This window comes from Motilimonas thetidivivens, assembly GCF_046452435.1.
Lineage (GTDB): Bacteria > Pseudomonadota > Gammaproteobacteria > Enterobacterales > CBDFNC01 > Motilimonas.
The window spans coordinates 79,673-97,481 of sequence record NZ_JBKFDK010000011.1 but is presented as its reverse complement, the minus strand read 5'-3'; the positions used below and the strand labels follow the sequence as shown (position 1 = coordinate 97,481).

Here is a 17,809-nt window from a genome sequence, read left to right as displayed (position 1 = left end):
GCATCAGCGCTGCTGTCTTGGCGTGAGTGTTATTCAACACAAGCGATCATCTTACTAAACACTGGATGGCTGGAAGGGTGTTCGGCGATTTCTAGCACATCTTCCAGTTTCAATGTTTGTTGGGTAATTTGATCAAGGCGTTGATCTTTGCCTACCAACAACCAAATTTTACTGTGCTGTTTGTCTTGCATCGGCATACACAAGATACCTTCCACGTTAAACGCGCGACGCGCAAACAGGCCACACACATGAGACATTACGCCGGGGTGGTTATTTACTTTAAGCTCTAAGATGGCACATTGGCTAAAATCACTCATGCGTTACGCTCCTCAATTAAGTCTTTGTTGGCTGCGCCCGGTGGCACCATAGGAAATACCATTTCTTGTTCTGAGATTGGCACGTTTATGAGTACTGGACCCGGGGTATTTAATGCTTCAATTAACATGGCTTTGGCATCGGTTGCCTTGCCTAAATCAAAGCCGCTGGCACCCATGGCTTGGGCCATGAGGGCGAAGTCTGCGGTGCGCTGGTTATTAACCGCAGAGTAGTTTTCGTTGTAAAACAATTCCTGCTGTTGGCGTACTAGGCCAAGGCGGGCATTGTTAATAACCACAACTTTAACGTTAAGATTGTGCTCAACGGCGGTGTCAAACTCTTGTATGTTCATCATGATGCTGCCATCACCGCTGATACATAGAGACAAGCGCTCAGGATCGGCTAAGGCTGCACCAATGGCTGCAGGCAGGCCGTAACCCATAGTACCTAGGCCGCCAGAGCTGCTCCATTGGCGATCGCGCACAAACGGATAAACCTGTGCTGTCCACATTTGATGCTGGCCTACGTCTGTAGATACATTGGTATTATCACCGACAATTTCTGCTACGGTTTTGATCAGGCTATACGGGTTGCTGAGATCGTCTTGGGTTGGCAGTGGAATACCGTGGTGTTCATTTAACCATTTGATTCGGCTTACCCACTCAATGCGCTGCTGTGGTTCGCAGTTGGTCAGCAGGGCCTTAATACACGCGCCCACATCGGCGTTCACCGCCAGCGTTGGTGTTTTTAGTTTGCCAATTTCGCTGCGGTCAATTTCAATATGTAAAACAGCAGCTTGTGGACAAAATTCGCTGATTTTACCAGTGGCGCGATCGTCAAAACGCACGCCTGCACCGATTAATAAATCACACTCTTCGAGGGCAATATTACTGCCTTTTGAACCGTGCATACCGAGCATGCCCATATGCAGTTCATGGCCGTGAGGGAACACGCTTAAGCCAAGGAAGGTGGAAACCGCAGGAATGCCGAGTTTTTCGGCCAAGGCAACTAACTCTTCACTGCTACCTGATTGGATAACGCCTGCGCCTACCATCAACATAGGACGTTCGGCTTGGGCAATCATTTGTTGCATTTGTTGCAGTTGCGCTAGCGTTGGCTGTGGTAATGGGGTGGCAACGCCTGGCTCAGGTAATTCATCAATTTCGATGATTTGGTTTTGTACGTCTTTAGGAATATCGATAGCAACGGGACCTGGGCGACCCGAAGTGGCAATGCGAAACGCGGCGGGGATCACTTCGAGTAATTCTTCGGCTGAGCGTACCAACCAGTTATGTTTAGTAATAGGCACCATCAAGCCAAAAGTATCAATTTCTTGAAACGCATCGGTGCCCAGCATGCTACTAGGCACTTGTGCGGTGATGGCAATGATCGGAATCGAATCCAGATGCGCGTCAGCGATAGCGGTGATTAAGTTGGTTGCACCTGGGCCAGAGCTACTCATACACACGGCGGGTTTGCCGGTGACTCGCGTCATGCCTTGGGCAATAAAGCCCGCACCTTGTTCGTGGCGGGTTAAGATATGTTGTATCTGACTACCCGGTAAGGCATCGTAAAGCGGCAGTGCTGCGCCGCCAGGAAGCCCAGCGATTTGCGTAATACCTTGACGCTCAAGTAATTTTATAACGAGCTGTGCACCGCTAATTTTCATCTCTTGCCTCTCTTGCTATCAATTTCTTTTGGCATAAAAAAACCCCCTTGGGCTTGCGCCGAAGGGGGTTTAAATTGGTAAAACCCGCTACGGCAAACAGCTAACCACGACGACAACCACGACAGTGACGACGTGTTGTAGTTGTTTGATTAGGTTTGCAGCAATAGCCAGTTTCATGATTATGTTCCTTGTTATATGAAGCTCAAGTTAGCAAATGACGTCTCTAGGCGCAAACTTCAAATCGGTTAAAACACGATAAATAATCACTGTTTTCAGTGTTTTTAACTTTCAAACTGGCTGCGAATAGCGCTGATTTGAAACTATATACTGCAATACTTTGCTTGCTTAGGACTATTGGGTTGCCTGTTTGCATTTTATTAGTTTTATCTTGTTTTTTTATGAGTTGGTTTATTGCTTAACATTTTCTGTCACAGGCGTGGCATTGGCTATCGCGGTAATGGCGTTGTTAAGTTGGAATAGCCACAGCTTTTGGGTTAAGGGATCTAGCTGTTGGGTATCTATGATATTCGCTGCTAACGTGATCTGCTGATCTTGGATCTCGATATGTGTTTGCTGATTGATTTGAGCCTTAGCGCGCAGGTAGTCGGATTGAATTTGCTCGGGTAGCTTGATGGTTTTGATGCGCCAGCGGTTATCTTCTCGGACTAGCTCAACCAACTCATCGATATAGGCGGTTTGCTGTTTCGTCTGTTCTTTGGATATCGGGCTGAATTTGACCGCAACCTTGACTTTGGTTGGCGTAAGGTAAGGCAGCCAATAGCTTTGTTGCTGGGTTTCGACTAAGTAAGCTTGATCCATGTTGAGGTTGAAGTGCTGTTGCAATGCTGCTTCTAGAGCGAACAGGTGTGCGACATCTTGATTGTCTTGCTCGCTTTGCTCACTAAGATAATGGCGAACTTGGTTAAACTTTAGTTCTGCGATGGCATTAAAATAGTCTTTGGTGACTTGCTCTGAGCGCGCGTTTTCGCCAAGTAGACTGGCGCAAAATAATAGTAATAGGACAAAGCCAGCAAAAATGAGTAAAGGCGCTGGAAGTGATTTTTTTCTCGACATGAATGATTCCGGTGTCACGTAAGTTTGGGCAAATTAGCATTAAACCGATGACGGTACAATCACCATCGTTATCTCGGCCGTCTCCAAGCAAGCGTTCTGTTAACTGTGCTGAAGATTGCGTAAAGCGTACAGTTTATGATCTTGCCATCTACCTGCTATTTTCAAGTAATCTTTGGCTAGCCCTTCATACTCAAATCCCAATCGAGTTAATAAGCGCTCACTTCGGTCATTGTTTAGCATATGAGCGGCCATGATGCGATGTAGGTTTTGCTCATGGAATATATAGTCAATACAGGCTTGGCAAAGCAGTTGCATTTTGCCTTGGCCTTGGTGTTGCTGATCGATTGAATAGCCCAAATAGCAAGCTTGAAACACGCCCCGAATAACCCCGGTAAAGTTAATGCTCGCTATCATCTGAGCGCTTTTCTGATCTAATGCGGCGAAATGAAAGGCGGTGCCTTGTTGCCATTGCTGTTGATTGTTTTTGAGTACCGCTTGCCACGTGGTCAATTGGTAATATTGTTGGCTGCGAATCGGCTCCCAAGGGCTAAGGTGTGCCTTATTGCGCCTTTGATAATCAAGGATTAAAGGGGCATCACTGACTTGTAGAGGTGTAATTAAACAGTCGGCTGCGCTGAGGATAGTTCGTGCTTGTTTCATAGGTCCGCTTGGTGATGATGACCACGGCAATCTTAGCATTATTGCACTAAGATTGCCGAGCCCCCACTAAGCAGAAATGGCGCTTAATTTGTTTGGCGCTAAGCTGTCAGTGATACAGTCTTTAAGCCATTGATGACTTTTATCTTGTTCACGTTGAGCCAACCAAGTCAGGTAAATGTCCAATTGTTTTTTGCTAAATGGACTGGGTTGCCAGTTTAGTAGGCGTTTGGCATCACTATTATCTAAGCTTGATTTCGGTACTAGGGTTAGCACTTGAGTTTGCGCTGCTAATGATAGTGCTGCTTGATAAGAGGTCAATTTGTAATCGACTTTAACCTTGTCTTTATTGGTTAGACAACGCTGTGGTTCGACCACGGCAAAACTCTCATTGAGGATGGTCGCTAAATCTGCCCCATGATTAATCCGAGGGTGAACGCAGCTATATGCCAGAATTAATGTCTCAGAGCAGATTTTTTCACTGTATAGATCTTCGCCTTGGTAGGGCTGGGTATCTAAAATGAAGTCTAACCGGTTGTATTTTAGAGCATCAATGTCCATCTTTTGTTGGCTATTGATGCGTACATTTGGCGATGATTGGCTTAGTTGCGAAAGCACACTGGTGAGTAAAATAGGCTCTAATGCAGATGGCATTGCCAAGTTAAATTTTAGGATGATCTGACTGGCCGCTAGGTCATCTTGAGGCAGTGCTTGGCCGATGGTTTTCAGCGCTTCATTAATAGGTTGGTAGAGGCTTTTGGCTAATGCGGTCGGTTGCATGATACCGCCACTACGATAGAACAAGTCATCGTTGAACTTTTTACGTAAACGATTAAGCCCTAGGCTCATAGCGGGTTGCGACATGTTAAGGACGCGGGCTGCTTTAGAGACATTTTGTTGCTCCATGACAGCAACAAATAGCGTTAATAAGTTTAAATCTAGATTACGAAGTTGTAGTTGCATTGCAAGCCTCATCACTTATCTATCTATGGGAGTTGTACTCCGTCACACGACAAAGTGGCGAGTCCTTGCCAGAATAGGTGAATTGTAGCGGGTGGAAACTGAACGCAAGCTGAATGGGTATATTTAAGGTAAATTACACTTGGTAGTTAAAATAAATTTTGTTTACTCAATCGTGCATGATCTAGGGTTGAGCTAAACCACAAGCTGCAACGGATTATTGGCTATTGCTTTTAATGTCACTGCTTTTTTTAGATAATGGCACCCCACAATTTAGGCTCGGTCGAAATATGTCACAATCACGTCCTCCATTTGATAAGAAAAAATTTGCTAAGAATTTTAAAGATCAAGATGCAGTTAACTCGCTAAAAGTTCCTCCCCATTCGTTTGAAGCAGAGCAATCTGTGCTAGGTGGGGTGATGCTAGACAATCAAGCGTGGGATCGGGTAGCGGAAGCCGTTGTCGATAAGGATTTTTACTCGCGCCCCCATCGTTTGATTTTTCAGGCCATGGAAAGCTTGGCTAATGCGGGCGATCCAATCGATTTGATTACGGTTTCTGAATTACTAGAGCGTGATCAGCAATTAGAAGATGTGGGGGGCTTTACTTATTTAGCTGAAATTGCCAAAAACACCCCCAGTGCTGCCAATATTTCCGCTTACGCAAATATAGTGCGTGAGCGCGCGGTGGTGCGTGAACTCATTGGTGTCGCCAATGAGATTGCCGAAGCGGGTTATGATCCTGAAGGGCGCAGCAGTGATGAGTTACTCGATTTTGCCGAGAGTAAGGTATTTAAAATTGCCGAATCTCGCGCTAATGAAAGTGAGGGGCCGCAGGGCATAAACAGTATTCTTGAAAAAACCGTCGATAAGATCGAGGAGCTATTTAAAAACCCGCAAGATGGTGTGACAGGTGTTTCCAGTGGGTATGCCGACTTAGATAAAATGACGGCAGGTTTTCAGCCGTCGGATTTGATTATTGTTGCGGCGCGCCCTTCGATGGGTAAAACCACCTTTGCGATGAACTTAGCTGAACATGCAGCCATGACCCAAGATAAGCCGGCGATTATCTTCTCTTTGGAGATGCCGTCCGAACAAATCATGATGCGTATGCTGGCCTCTTTGGGGCGGATTAACCAAGGTAGTATTCGTACCGGCCAATTAAATGATGATGACTGGGCGCGCTTGTCCTCGACCATGGGTTTGCTTTTAGAAAAGTGCAACATGTTTGTCGATGATAGCTCTGGGTTAACGCCTACTGAATTACGCTCTCGTGCCCGCCGTATTGCTAAAGACCATGGCGGTGTGTCGATGATTATGGTGGATTACTTACAATTAATGAGAGTGCCTGCGTTAAGTGACAACCGAACCTTAGAAATTGCTGAGATATCTAAGTCGCTTAAAGCGCTGGCCAAAGAGCTGAAATGTCCTGTTATTGCTTTATCTCAGTTGAACCGAAGCTTGGAGCAACGCGCAGATAAACGTCCGATTAACTCGGATTTACGTGAATCAGGCTCGATCGAGCAAGACGCCGACTTAATTATGTTTATCTATCGTGATGAAGTCTATAACGAAGACAGCGCGGAAAAAGGCGTTGCCGAAATCATTATAGGTAAGCAACGTAATGGTCCAATTGGTAGGGTAAGGTTAACGTTTCAGGGCCAATTTTCCCGTTTTGATAATTATGCTGGCCCTGCATTTGATGATGAGTACTAACCCCATTTTTTTCTTATATATCAGGTCTAACGGCCCTAGGGATATGGCATGAAAGCGGCTACCGCAGTCATTAACTTAAATGCATTACGTAACAATTTAAATCAGCTCAGGCAGATGGCGCCTCAGGCCAAAGTGTTGGCGGTTGTTAAAGCGAATGCTTATGGTCATGGGTTGGTGCCCATCGCCCATGCCATTGATGCTGATGCGTTTGGCGTGGCTAGGATTGAAGAGGCCTTAGCACTGCGATCGGGCGGGATAGTAAAGCCGATTGTGCTGCTTGAGGGATTTTTTAACGCCAGTGATTTGCCTATTTTGGTGGCTAATAATATTCAAACAGCGGTTCATAACATTGAACAGCTTAATGCTCTTGAGCAAGCATGCTTGGAGAGTCCAGTTAAGGTTTGGCTGAAAGTTGATACTGGCATGCATCGTTTGGGCGTGCATCCAGAAGAGTTTGAGCAAAGTATGGCTCGCCTGCAAGCTTGTGCTCAGGTGTCGCAGCCGATCAATGTGATGACGCATTTTAGTTGTGCAGATGAGCCAGAAAGACCTGAAACGGCAGCGCAAATTGGCTTATTTGAACAGTTAACCCAAAGTGTAATCGGTTATAAATCCATGGCCAATTCTGCTGGAGTGATGGCGTGGCCAAAGGCCCATGGTGATCTGATTCGCCCCGGCATCGCGCTGTATGGCGTGTCGCCATTTGAGCAAGGTGATGCCAGCGATTATGCGTTAGTGCCTGTGATGACCTTAACATCGAGCTTGATAGCGGTACGAACTCATCGTGCTGGTGAGCCTGTCGGTTATGGCGGTGTTTGGCGCTCAGATCGCGACACTAAACTCGGTGTAGTCGCCATAGGTTATGGTGATGGTTATCCTCGCAATGCCCCCACTGGCACGCCCGTATATATTAATGGTCGAATTGTGCCTGTGGTGGGCCGTGTTTCTATGGACATGATGACCGTAGACTTGGGGCCAGATGCGATGGATAGAGTGGGTGATGAAGTGATCCTTTGGGGGGAGCAATTACCCGTCGAGCAAGTTGCGAGAGCGATAGGTACGATTGCCTATGAGCTCGTCACCAAATTAACTTCGCGGGTGCCGTTAAGTTTTATTTCTCATCCTTGAGTATGATTGACAGCGTGATGAAACTAAGTATTAATAGTAGGTGGCTCTGCTTTTGGTTTTATTGATAGTTTTTATCGATTGATTTAATTGCTTTAAACGATTCGCAAATTACCTCAACTTGAGCCATTATTTATCCCGTATTTAGTTGATAACCCAAACTTTTCAAAGAGGAAATTAAAGATGGTATTAGTAGGAAGAGAAGCTCCTGACTTCACAGCAGCAGCGGTACTAGGCAACGGTGAAATCGTTGATAACTTTAACTTCAAAGAGTTTACAAAGGGTAAAGCTGCAGTTGTTTTCTTCTACCCACTGGATTTCACATTTGTATGTCCGTCTGAGCTAATCGCGTTCGACAAGCGTTTCCAAGATTTCCAAGACAAAGGCGTTGAAGTTATCGGTGTTTCTATCGATTCACAATTCTCTCACAATGCATGGCGTAACACAGCTATCGCTGACGGCGGTATCGGTGCGGTTAAATACCCACTAGTTGCTGATGTTAAACATGAAATCTGTAAAGCATACGACGTTGAGCACCCAGAAGCTGGCGTGGCTTTCCGTGGCTCTTTCTTAATCGATACCAACGGCGTTGTTCGTCACCAAGTGGTTAACGATCTTCCTCTAGGCCGTAACATCGACGAAATGCTACGTATGGTTGATGCACTAAACTTCCACGAGAAACACGGTGAAGTTTGTCCGGCACAGTGGCAAGAAGGTAAAGAAGGTATGACAGCTTCTCCAGAAGGTGTTGCTAAGTATCTTTCTGAGCACACTGACGACCTATAATCAGGATCTTGGATCTAAATAGTAAAAGCCGCATCTTAGATGCGGCTTTTTTATTTTCAAACCTAAACCACCTACTTCAGCAGATGGTTATCATAGTCGCTTGAATAATTGACTAGAGGCTAGTCAAAGCAGATCTCAAGGGTGGCATTACCAAATTCAGTCGTAAAAGGCATTAATACCTTTTTTCCTTCTGATTTGTGAGAAATGGTGTGAGCCTTGCCTGAAACCACGACTGGAGTAGCCATATTAAAGTCGTAGCCTTTTTCTGCGAGTAGTCGCTTTGCTCCCCCAGTAACCATATTGGTTATTTCGCCAACCATATCTGATACTTCATTATCTATGGTAGCTGGAGCTTCGCCTAGCATACGTTTCATGATTTCTAGGGCTAAGGATTCCTCAAAGCTAATTGAAAAAGAGCCTTTCGCTTCTGAACTTACCATGCCTATCAAGCCAGACACATCACCACGGGCGATATTGTCTTGCTTCAATTTTGGCTTTCCTGGTTTTAACTCTAATTGTGCCATGGTTTGCAACACGTTCATTAAAGAGCTAAGAAAAGGGTTTACAAATTCTACATTCATACACGTGTTCTTTTATGAGTTAGGTTGTCGCTTTTCTTGGCATGGTTGGCAAATGCCATGAGCTTCAAGGGTGGTATTTGAAATACTGAAGCCATGGTGTTGCGCTTGCACAGAAAAAGCTTTATCTATGGTTTCGTCATGTAACTCTATGACAACCCCACAATGGTCGCAAATTAACAATTGCATCGGATGCTGTGTGCCAAAATGTGGGCATAGTATATAAGCATTAATCGATTCAATCTTATGGATAAAACCTTGCTCAAGTAAAAAATCTAAGGCGCGATAGATAGTGGGCGGTTTGGCGCCTTTTTCTGTTTCACGCAATCTATCAAGCAAGTAATAAGCACTAATTGACCCATTTTGTTCGGCCATGATGCTAAACACTTTTTGCCGTATTGGTGTAAATCTAACCGCTCGTTGTTGGCAAATCTGCTCGGCTCGTTGAAGTAAGTCTATCGCGTTATTTGGCATATCATTGGTTTATTTAATAGCGAGAGAGAAATACTACCATTATTTCTTGATCTATAAAGCACAAGCTTAGAGACTCGTTAACTGAGTCGGTTTTCAATTAACAATCAATACCAGCACTGCTAAGTATAGAATTGAAATGGTAAGTTGTTGCCTCAAATACGATGGCAACATCATTTTTTCAAGATCTTGTGACTAATCGCAAATTGTCACCCAATATGCCTTAGTCGTTAATTTATTGAGCGTTTTCTCCGTTTGCGTTGGTGTATAGATGGAAGCAATAAAGCCATTGATAGGATCAATAAGAAATAGCAACTGGTTGCGGGCGCCTGCAGTGGAAAATCCACCGAAATGTGAATGAGCATACCGACTATTGCCATCACACAAGCTAATGCGACGCCTTTAACTAAGGGATCTTCGCGCTTGATAAACTGGCGCAAAGCAACCACAAAGGCAATCAAAATGGCTAGCCCTAATAACCCCGTACCAATAAATCCCGATTCAAATAGAAATTGAATATACTCATTATGGGCATGGTCGTAAAAGGAATATATTCCGTGCTCATTAAAGCGTTGGAACTCGGAATAAAAACTACCCGCGCCATAACCGCTCCAAGGTCTTTGTTCGATTGCGGTTAAAGCAAATTCAACCACATTATCACGCGTCTCGGCCTCAAGACTGGTCGCCACCAGTCGTTCTTTTACCTTTTCTAAGCCAAACCAAGTACTCACAATAACGGTGTCGATGATAAAAATGCTGGCGACCAAGATGTACAAGCTTTTCGGTTTGTTTTTATAAAATAACAGCAGTAACACTGAGCCTAAGGTGAGGGCACTGAAAAAAGCGGTGTTGCCCATGCGTGAACGAGTCAGTACCAAGGCGATCACCATGATGACTAAGGCCATGCGTATTAGTGCCTTGGTGGTTAAGAAGGTGGCAAAAAACTGTGCGATGGCCTGTTTTATATTTTGATGCTGGCTATGTTGCAATTGGGACACCAGTAGACCAAAGCCAAGACAAAGGGTAAGCATGAGGAAATTGGCTAAATGGTTATGATAAACGAATGAGCCAGCAGCACGATTGTTTAGCGGTAAAGAAAAGACCGGAGTGGGATCGATTTGTGCAAGCACCAGAAAAGCGCCATAGAAGCCTTGTAATACACCACTTAAGATCATGATATAGGCTAAATGAGTCATCTGTTGATGATGGGTGATGAATAAGCCTACGAGTATTACTAACCAGATATAACTTATTGTTTTAAGTAATTGGATCCAAGTCTGCGCCGGATCGGTGCTAGCAAGTCCGTTTAAGCTCGATATATTGACAGCAAAATATTGCAGAGCACTCCAAAGTGCAAACAAGACCAGAGGTACCAATAACCACTTTACTCGTGATATGGCTGCTTGCCATTGGCGGGAAGGAAAGCAATATAGCGCAGTGAGCATGATGGCGCTCAGCCAAATTTCATTGATAGACCAAAGCCAAGGTCGGTTACCGCCAAGAGGCAAGGGCAGGTAGAAAACGAACAGTAAAAAAGCCCAGTAACAACCTTTTTGCATAGCAGACATAGCGAGGGATCCAGAAATGAAAAAAGGGCGTTAGACGCCCTTTCAATATGCGTGAATACGATTAGTTTGGTGACGCAGTCAAACCGCCACCACCAGTGCCGCCGCCATTACCTGTAGTGGTTGGCGTGGTGCCTGCCGCAACATTTGGCCCACCGGCTGCCGTTGCTTCAAGCTCTGCTGTATCCGCACCCGATGCAGCATAACCAGCTAATAGGGTGTCTTCTGGAACTTCCAGCTCGAGGGCGCGTTTAGCAATGCTTAAACGTAATGCCAATGTGGCTTCTTCTGTTGCACCTATACTGGCGATCGTAGTGGCAATAATGTCGAGTTGTGCTTCATCGGCCGAATTATTGATCGCGGTTTCTAACAAGGTTAAAAGGAGCGCTTCATCATCTTTGACCAATTCAACAGCAGCAACAAGAATGTCATCTTGGATTTGTGCATCAAGAGATTGGCTAGCAACAAGCGCCTGAGCCAACAGTGCGTTGACATCTTGGTTTGGCTGCAGGGCAATGACACTGAAACTTTGCGCGAGTAGCTCAGGGGTAGTTTGAGCAATTTGAGCAAACAGCTTTTCGCTGGTTTCTCCAGCGGCTAAGGCATTATTGATGCTATCGCTAAGGCTGATACCTGCAGACATATCGTCGCTGATGTTAGCGTGAGCCGTGCCCGTTAGTAAAACAGCACTTAACAGGATATGTTTGATTGGCAGTTTCATTGCTACTTCCCTGTAGGGTTAAATTAAAAAATCAAGCCGATTTTAGGGGCTACCGCTAAATAACTCAAGACAGAATAAGTATTAGATAGATTAATTTTTTATGGCGCCCGGTTTAGCGACTAAGTAGCCTTGAAAGCCATCGACTAACAATTCTTTCGCGGTATCTAACTCTTGCTGCGTTTCTATGTGTTCGGCGATCACCTTAGTATCGATGCCGTGTGCAATTTGCACTAAGGTCTTTAAGAAAAACTGATTATCTTTGTGCTGCTCAAGCTGCCTTATATAGCTACCATCAATTTTTAAGAAATCGGGTTTAAGTGATTGAATATAGCTAAAAGATGTAAAGCTAGTGCCAAAGCGATCAATCGATAATAGTGTGCCAGCTTGCTTTAGCTCGCTAACTAATGCTTTTAATGCAACAAGAAAATGATTGGCACTGGTTTCGCTAACTTCAATAATTAGCCTCGATGCGAGCTGAGGAGATTTTTTAATTTGTTCTAAAACAAATTGTTGAAAACCTTCTTCGGCCAAAGAGCTGCCTGCAAGGTTGATTGACAATGAAACTTGATTTGATTCATTTAGGGTGGCCATTACTTCTTTGAATATGGCTTGATCCAATGCTTTGGTTTGGTTAATGCGGTTAGCTGCAGAAAATACGTCACCTGTATTAAGCGGATTGCCTTCACTGTCGATGAATCGTGTTAAGGTTTCGTAATATAGAGTTTGCTTTTGCTCATTGACAATTGGCTGAAAAACTAACTTGATGCGGTTTTGCTCAATAATATTGTTAATGATGCCATGCCAGTCACTGCGTTGGGTCGCGGTGTTGTCTTGATTGGCAATACTGATCTTACAGCCGTTTTGGATTGAGTGGCTGATTTGGTTATCGAGTTGCGCTAACACTGCACCAGACTGCTGGCCTTCTTGGTAGCGTACAAAGGCGCCAGCAACTTTGCTGTTTGCTTGATTTAAGGTTTGATTCAGTAGCGGCTCGATTTGCGCTAATACTTCGATATCGGTATTGGGCATAATCACGGCGAACTCGGCACCCTGTAAGCGGAAAAACGAACTTTGAGGTTGCTCACTAAAGTTTTGCTTTAACTTCATTGAAAGGGTTTTCAAGTGGCGATCCGCTTCTTGATAGCCCAATTCTTCATTTAACTCTTGTAGGCCTTGCAGTTGAAATAAACCAACTAAGCCACTGTTATTGGATTTTTTCGATTCCAATTCCAGTGCGAGTTTAGACATGAAGCTACGTTTGTTACCAAAGCCCGTTAAGGTATCCATAAAGGCTTGTTGACGCATATTTTCGGCGTAGCTAGAAATTTCATCAAAATTTCGTTTCAAAGCCGCCGCCATGCGGTTAAATGCTTCTACAACAATGCGAAGTTCACGCGCTTTTGGCTGCATAGTGATAGGGCTAAAGTCTTTGTCGGCAATGGCATTGGCTTTAGCTTCGATAGCGCTTAAGGGGCGTAAAATTAAGCGCAGTAGTAGCCAACCAGTAAACAGCGCCAAAATAAATATAATACCCGATGAGATAAAGGTGTTATTGGCCATTTGCCAAAGTTGATAGTAAGCCAAGCCCGGATTACTTTGGATTTTCATGGTGGCAACAATGCGCCAGCCATCGTTAATTTCGGTTTGATTAACGGGTGGGTTTAACGGGAAAAGAGAAATAAACCAGTTCGGAATGCCTTCAATTTGAGTGGGGTATTCACGTTCAACAATGGGCGTACCATCAATACGGTAAAGTTTAATAGAGCGGTAATATCCCGAGTCAAAAATACTGTTGACCGTTGTCTCTATCATAGCTACATCATCTAAGCCGATGATATTGCTCAGGGATAATCCTAAAGATGTCGCGGCATCTTGGCTGTGTGAATTGAGTTGCTCTTCAAGATAATTTTGGCTTTCTTGGATATTGGTGATTAAGTTGGTGAGAAAACACATTAAAATTACACCAAACAACATGCCATTTAGGCGGGCAAATAAGCTCATATCTATTCTCTACTGGCCTTGTTCAATCCGTTTAATTAGTTTAACCCAGGGGGCAAACCCTCTGCGTTGCTTAACCTTGTTACCTAAGCCTTGGGCTTTAGCCATCCATAATCCCTGACCATTGAAGCTATAAACCGGGCGTAAATCGCGGCGTTGCTGAGCACTTAAGATATCACGATTAATATTATCAAGCACTAGAGGGTATGCCCCAGGTTCGGGTAGGTAAATCACAACCATGTGAGCTTGGTTGTAATCTAGTGCTTTAACATACATCATTCGCAACTTATCTTCGTCAACTCCCAGTGCTCTTAGGGTAAAATATTTAGCGATAGAAAAATCTTCGCAATCGCCCCCAGCCGTGATCAAGGTTTCTAATGGTGTCGCCCAATAATCCTCTTGTCGCCAATGCGAGATATCATCGACAAACTCGATCTGTTGGTTAAAGAAATCGTTCACCAATTTAAGTTTGTCATACTCGCCTAGGTGTTGGTTACCTTCAATTAATTGTTGCCATGAACGGACGCGGTGATGAGCTCGATTGCCATGCTCTTCCTTTACCTGCTCCAGTATAGCGGGAGTCAGGTATTGTTGAATATTGATAGCCGGGATAGCCAGCGCGACAAGGCTTAAAGCAAACAGGATAGATTTGAGCATTGTCATCGAGGTCATTGGGAAAAGAGTCATCTAAAAGTCATTTGCTATTGTATTTAGCCTACCTTATTTATTCTCATGAGACTAAAGGTTTGATTCAATTTGTATTAGATTTTTTTTGTTAAAATGTCAAAGAAACACCTTGAGCATAACTGTCAAGTCTATTAACATAGCGCGGCATAAAAATGCTACCCAAATCAAGTTTTGGTCTGGCAATAAATAAATAAAACAATTGCACATCACAAGCACTGCAACAAAAAAGACAACTTTTTACTGTAAGCTCTCACAACAAAATATAACAACATAGGCACTGCCCACTGACGGGGAGCGCGGCGTTAGCAATAAAGGAATATAATCCATGGGCGCACAAGGCCATATCCGTACGTTTGGTAAATCATCGAGCTTTTTTTATCGATTAATCGATATTGCCTTTGTTTCTCTATCGCTACTTATCTCGCTGTCTATTTTTGAACAAGCTTTTAATGTCCACTACTTCGCGGTTGCCTTGTTGGCGACTGTTGGCTTCACTATTGCTGCGGAAAGCGTGGATTTGTATCGCTCATGGCGAGGCAGTAATTTTAGTTACTTAGCAACGTTGACGACGTTAGCTTGGTTTGTTGTTTGTGCGGTTTTAATGTTGCTTGCCTATTTTACCAAGTTAGGTACTGACTATTCACGTTTGGTTATAGGTTGGTGGTTTGTTATTGCTTGGGGTGGTTTGCTGAGTTGGCGCGTGGTGCTGCGATTCTATCGTGCGCAAATGCGCCGTAATGGCCTTAATACGCGTAATGCCGTGGTGATAGGGGTAACGCCGCAAGCCATTTCGTTGGTTAAAAATTTACAACGTCATCCTGAAATAGGGGTGAAAGTGCTGGGTTTTTATGATGACCGCGATACCAGCCGTTTAGATCAAGATCTTCCTGCGCGATTACGTGGTAACGCTGAACGAGCCCTCAAACTTGCCAAAAAAGGTGCGGTTGAACGGGTTTACATTGCCTTGCCGATGCATGCAAAAGATCGTATTGCTCACCTTCTTTCTGAGTTTGCCGATACCACGGCTTGTACCTATTTAGTTCCCGACTTTTTTACTTACAACTTGCTTCATTCGCGTTGGGACTCCGTCGGTGATATTCACACCTTAAGTGTGTTTGATACGCCTTTTAATGGCTTAAGCAGCTGGATCAAACGCCTAGAAGATATCGTGCTATCAAGCATGATATTAGCCTTAATTTCCCCCGTACTTATTGCCATTGCGGTGGCGGTAAAGTTAACGTCGCCAGGCCCTGTGATCTTTAAACAATTTCGTTACGGCTTAGATGGTCGCAAGATTAAGGTTTGGAAATTTAGGTCTATGTCGACCATGGATAACGGCGCAAAAGTGGTTCAAGCGACTAAAAACGATCCTCGCGTGACTCCGCTAGGTAGTTTTTTGCGTCGTACTTCTTTAGATGAATTACCTCAGTTTATTAATGTACTACAGGGTTCAATGTCGATAGTTGGGCCGCGCCCGCATGCGGTTGCTCATAACGAAGAGTATCGCGTGTTGGTTGAGCGTTACATGCTACGCCATAAGGTCAAGCCCGGCATTACCGGTTGGGCGCAAATTAATGGTTGGCGTGGTGAAACGGACACGTTAGAGAAAATGGAAAAACGTGTTCAATATGATTTGGACTATATCCACCGTTGGTCACTTTGGTTAGACATAAAAATTGTGTTTTTAACTATTTTTAAGGGATTTGTAAGCAAAACTGCTTATTAAGGGAAAATAAATGAAATCATTGCAATTGAATAGCGTATCGCTGTTGAGTTTAAGCTTGGCCACTTGTTTTAGTGTATCTGCTTACGCTGAAGTGACCGCTAATCCTTATGTCACCGAAAACGGCATTGAAATCCTGCCTTTCGTGCAAGCTGAGTTAAAGCACGATGATAACGTGATTAATGCCAGTGACAACGAGAAAAGCTCTTGGGCCAGTGTGATTGAACCAGGTGTAATGGTGAAACTAAACCCGGGTAGTAACGAATACGTTTTACTCTATCGTCTAAGCCAAGGTAACTATTTTAGTTCTCATAACGACGATTACACAGATAACTATGTTGGCTTGAAAGCCGATTGGCAGTTCACGGACCGTCATCGCGCTGGTTTACGCTACGATTTTAATGCAACTCACGAAGAGCGTGGTACCGGCATTTCTGATGGTGCGGGTAACTTGATTGACGAAGTCATTCGCTACCGAACCAACTATGTTGATGCCAGTTATGGTTTCGGTGGTATGGAGGCAACGGGACGCTTTAAGTTTAACTTAGGTTACTTTGATCAACGTTACTCTAATTATCGCAATTTTACCCAATATCGTGATTATGACGAAATGCGCTATGCTGGGGCGTTTTACTACCGCGTTGCGCCAAAGACCAGTTTGTTATTTGAGCTGCTAAAAAATGACAAGCGTTATGATGTGCTTGATGTGTCTGGTACTTCTCGTGATTCCGATGACTACTACGCCTATGTTGGTGCGACTTGGGATACCACTGCGACGGTAACCGGTATTGCAAAGGTGGGTTATCAGAATAAGGACTTTAAAGCTTCAAGTCGTGAAAACTTTGACGGTTTTAGCTGGGATGTGGGCCTAACTTGGCAAGCTAAAGAATACTCTAAGTTTGAAGTGGGCACTCGTCATCGCGCTAAAGATCCAGATCAAGGTGGTGATTACATTGAAGAGTCGTTCTACCGCGCGGCATGGAACCATTACTGGTTAGAGCGCTTATCAAGCAATATCAGCTGGACTTATGTGCGTGATGATTACACGGGCAGCTCAAGACGTGATGACACCGATCAGTATGCATTTGGACTGAATTATGACCTGCGTCGCTGGGTTAATTTAGGGATTGGCTATCGCGTAACTGATAAAGATTCTAACCAAGATGGTTTAGATTACGATAAAAACGTGTTCTTTATCTCTGTAAACATGGTGATGTAAAGACAATGAAAAGGCTTTATTCGGTACTTTTGGCGGTTGCCGCGATGACATTAGCATGGTCTACCCATGCTAATGATTTTGACTCTACTTATAAACTAGGCGCTGGAGATACGATCTCCATCTTAGTTTATGGTGAAGAAGAGCTTTCCATGGAAACCTTGCTCAGTGACAGTGGTCGGATTAACTATCCGTTTCTTGGCCAGATCATGGTTAAAGGCCTTACCATTGAAGATTTGAAAGACACTATACAAAAGGGGTTGAAAGGGGATTACCTGATTGACCCAAGTGTCCACGTTAGTATCGTTGAGTACCGACCATTTTTTATTAATGGTGAAGTAAAGCAGCCCGGTGGCTATGCTTTTCAGCCTGGTTTAACGGTCAATAAAGCTGTTGCCCTCGCCGGTGGTTTTACCAATCGCGCATCTAAAAGCAGTATTTATGTAACCTCAAGTGATGCGCCAGATAAAAAACCTAAACCGGTTAAATTAGACACCAGCATTATGCCTGGTGACATTATCACCATAGAACAAAGTTTCTTCTAAACGT

The 17,809-nt window shown here is 44.2% G+C and carries 17 protein-coding genes; 6 read left to right on the top strand and 11 right to left on the bottom strand.

The window, feature by feature from the left end; genetic code table 11:
* Window positions 1-29: 29 nt before the first annotated feature.
* From ilvN to ACK8OT_RS10305, 5 genes are all read right to left on the bottom strand, one after another.
* Window positions 30-317 (bottom strand): acetolactate synthase small subunit, encoded by a 288-nt coding sequence (gene ilvN / locus ACK8OT_RS10325; protein WP_410196432.1) that lies wholly within the window; start codon window positions 315-317, stop codon window positions 30-32.
* Window positions 314-1,984: a biosynthetic-type acetolactate synthase large subunit gene (ilvB, locus tag ACK8OT_RS10320; RefSeq protein ID WP_410196431.1), complete on the bottom strand. Its 1,671-nt coding sequence runs from the start codon at window positions 1,982-1,984 to the stop codon at window positions 314-316. Before ilvB ends, ilvN begins: the two co-directional genes overlap by 4 nt.
* Before the next feature lie 408 nt (window positions 1,985-2,392).
* Window positions 2,393-3,058: a hypothetical protein gene (locus tag ACK8OT_RS10315; RefSeq protein WP_410196430.1), complete on the bottom strand. Its 666-nt coding sequence runs from the start codon at window positions 3,056-3,058 to the stop codon at window positions 2,393-2,395.
* A gap of 99 nt (window positions 3,059-3,157) precedes the next feature.
* Window positions 3,158-3,718: a GNAT family N-acetyltransferase gene (locus tag ACK8OT_RS10310; protein ID WP_410196429.1), complete on the bottom strand. Its 561-nt coding sequence runs from the start codon at window positions 3,716-3,718 to the stop codon at window positions 3,158-3,160.
* A gap of 66 nt (window positions 3,719-3,784) precedes the next feature.
* Window positions 3,785-4,678, bottom strand: coding sequence for a LysR substrate-binding domain-containing protein (locus tag ACK8OT_RS10305; protein WP_410196428.1), 894 nt, complete (start codon window positions 4,676-4,678; stop codon window positions 3,785-3,787).
* Window positions 4,679-4,965: 287 nt separating this feature from the next.
* On the opposite strand from ACK8OT_RS10305, the gene dnaB reads away from it, so the two are divergent.
* From dnaB to ACK8OT_RS10290, 3 genes are all read left to right on the top strand, one after another.
* Window positions 4,966-6,390: a replicative DNA helicase gene (dnaB, locus tag ACK8OT_RS10300; RefSeq protein WP_410196471.1), complete on the top strand. Its 1,425-nt coding sequence runs from the start codon at window positions 4,966-4,968 to the stop codon at window positions 6,388-6,390.
* 48 nt (window positions 6,391-6,438) lie between these two features.
* Window positions 6,439-7,518 carry an alanine racemase gene (alr, locus tag ACK8OT_RS10295; RefSeq protein WP_410196427.1) on the top strand — a complete coding sequence of 360 codons (1,080 nt, stop codon included), beginning with the start codon at window positions 6,439-6,441 and terminating at the stop codon, window positions 7,516-7,518.
* Window positions 7,519-7,698: 180 nt separating this feature from the next.
* Entirely contained in the window at window positions 7,699-8,301 is a 603-nt protein-coding gene (locus ACK8OT_RS10290) for a peroxiredoxin C (protein ID WP_410196426.1), read from the top strand.
* A 119-nt stretch (window positions 8,302-8,420) separates the two neighbouring features.
* On the opposite strand, the gene ACK8OT_RS10285 is transcribed toward ACK8OT_RS10290, so the two are convergent.
* The 6 genes from ACK8OT_RS10285 to ACK8OT_RS10260 form a co-directional block, all read right to left on the bottom strand.
* Complete coding sequence (locus ACK8OT_RS10285) at window positions 8,421-8,882, bottom strand: chemotaxis protein CheX (RefSeq protein WP_410196425.1); 462 nt, start codon at window positions 8,880-8,882, stop codon at window positions 8,421-8,423.
* A gap of 12 nt (window positions 8,883-8,894) precedes the next feature.
* A complete protein-coding gene (gene zur / locus ACK8OT_RS10280; protein WP_410196424.1) occupies window positions 8,895-9,353 on the bottom strand; it encodes a zinc uptake transcriptional repressor Zur in 459 nt (152 codons plus the stop codon).
* Window positions 9,354-9,580: 227 nt separating this feature from the next.
* The gene (locus tag ACK8OT_RS10275) at window positions 9,581-10,918 is read right to left on the bottom strand and encodes an O-antigen ligase family protein (RefSeq protein WP_410196423.1); all 1,338 of its coding nucleotides are present in this window, start codon (window positions 10,916-10,918) and stop codon (window positions 9,581-9,583) included.
* A 61-nt stretch (window positions 10,919-10,979) separates the two neighbouring features.
* Window positions 10,980-11,636, bottom strand: coding sequence for a hypothetical protein (locus ACK8OT_RS10270; protein WP_410196422.1), 657 nt, complete (start codon window positions 11,634-11,636; stop codon window positions 10,980-10,982).
* Between the two features lie 90 nt (window positions 11,637-11,726).
* A complete protein-coding gene (locus tag ACK8OT_RS10265) occupies window positions 11,727-13,637 on the bottom strand; it encodes a bifunctional diguanylate cyclase/phosphodiesterase (RefSeq protein WP_410196421.1) in 1,911 nt (636 codons plus the stop codon).
* 9 nt (window positions 13,638-13,646) lie between these two features.
* On the bottom strand, window positions 13,647-14,291 hold the full coding sequence (locus ACK8OT_RS10260) for a transglutaminase-like cysteine peptidase (RefSeq protein ID WP_410196420.1): 645 nt from the start codon (window positions 14,289-14,291) through the stop codon (window positions 13,647-13,649).
* Window positions 14,292-14,646: 355 nt separating this feature from the next.
* Between ACK8OT_RS10260 and ACK8OT_RS10255 the strand changes: the two genes are divergently transcribed.
* Genes ACK8OT_RS10255 through ACK8OT_RS10245 form a run of 3 tightly spaced genes read left to right on the top strand, consistent with a single transcriptional unit; the run spans window position 14,647 to window position 17,805 of the window.
* A complete protein-coding gene (locus ACK8OT_RS10255) occupies window positions 14,647-16,047 on the top strand; it encodes an undecaprenyl-phosphate glucose phosphotransferase (RefSeq protein ID WP_410196419.1) in 1,401 nt (466 codons plus the stop codon).
* A 10-nt stretch (window positions 16,048-16,057) separates the two neighbouring features.
* Entirely contained in the window at window positions 16,058-17,263 is a 1,206-nt protein-coding gene (locus tag ACK8OT_RS10250) for an outer membrane beta-barrel protein (protein WP_410196418.1), read from the top strand.
* Window positions 17,264-17,268: 5 nt separating this feature from the next.
* Window positions 17,269-17,805: a polysaccharide biosynthesis/export family protein gene (locus ACK8OT_RS10245; protein WP_410196417.1), complete on the top strand. Its 537-nt coding sequence runs from the start codon at window positions 17,269-17,271 to the stop codon at window positions 17,803-17,805.
* Window positions 17,806-17,809: the final 4 nt, after the last annotated feature.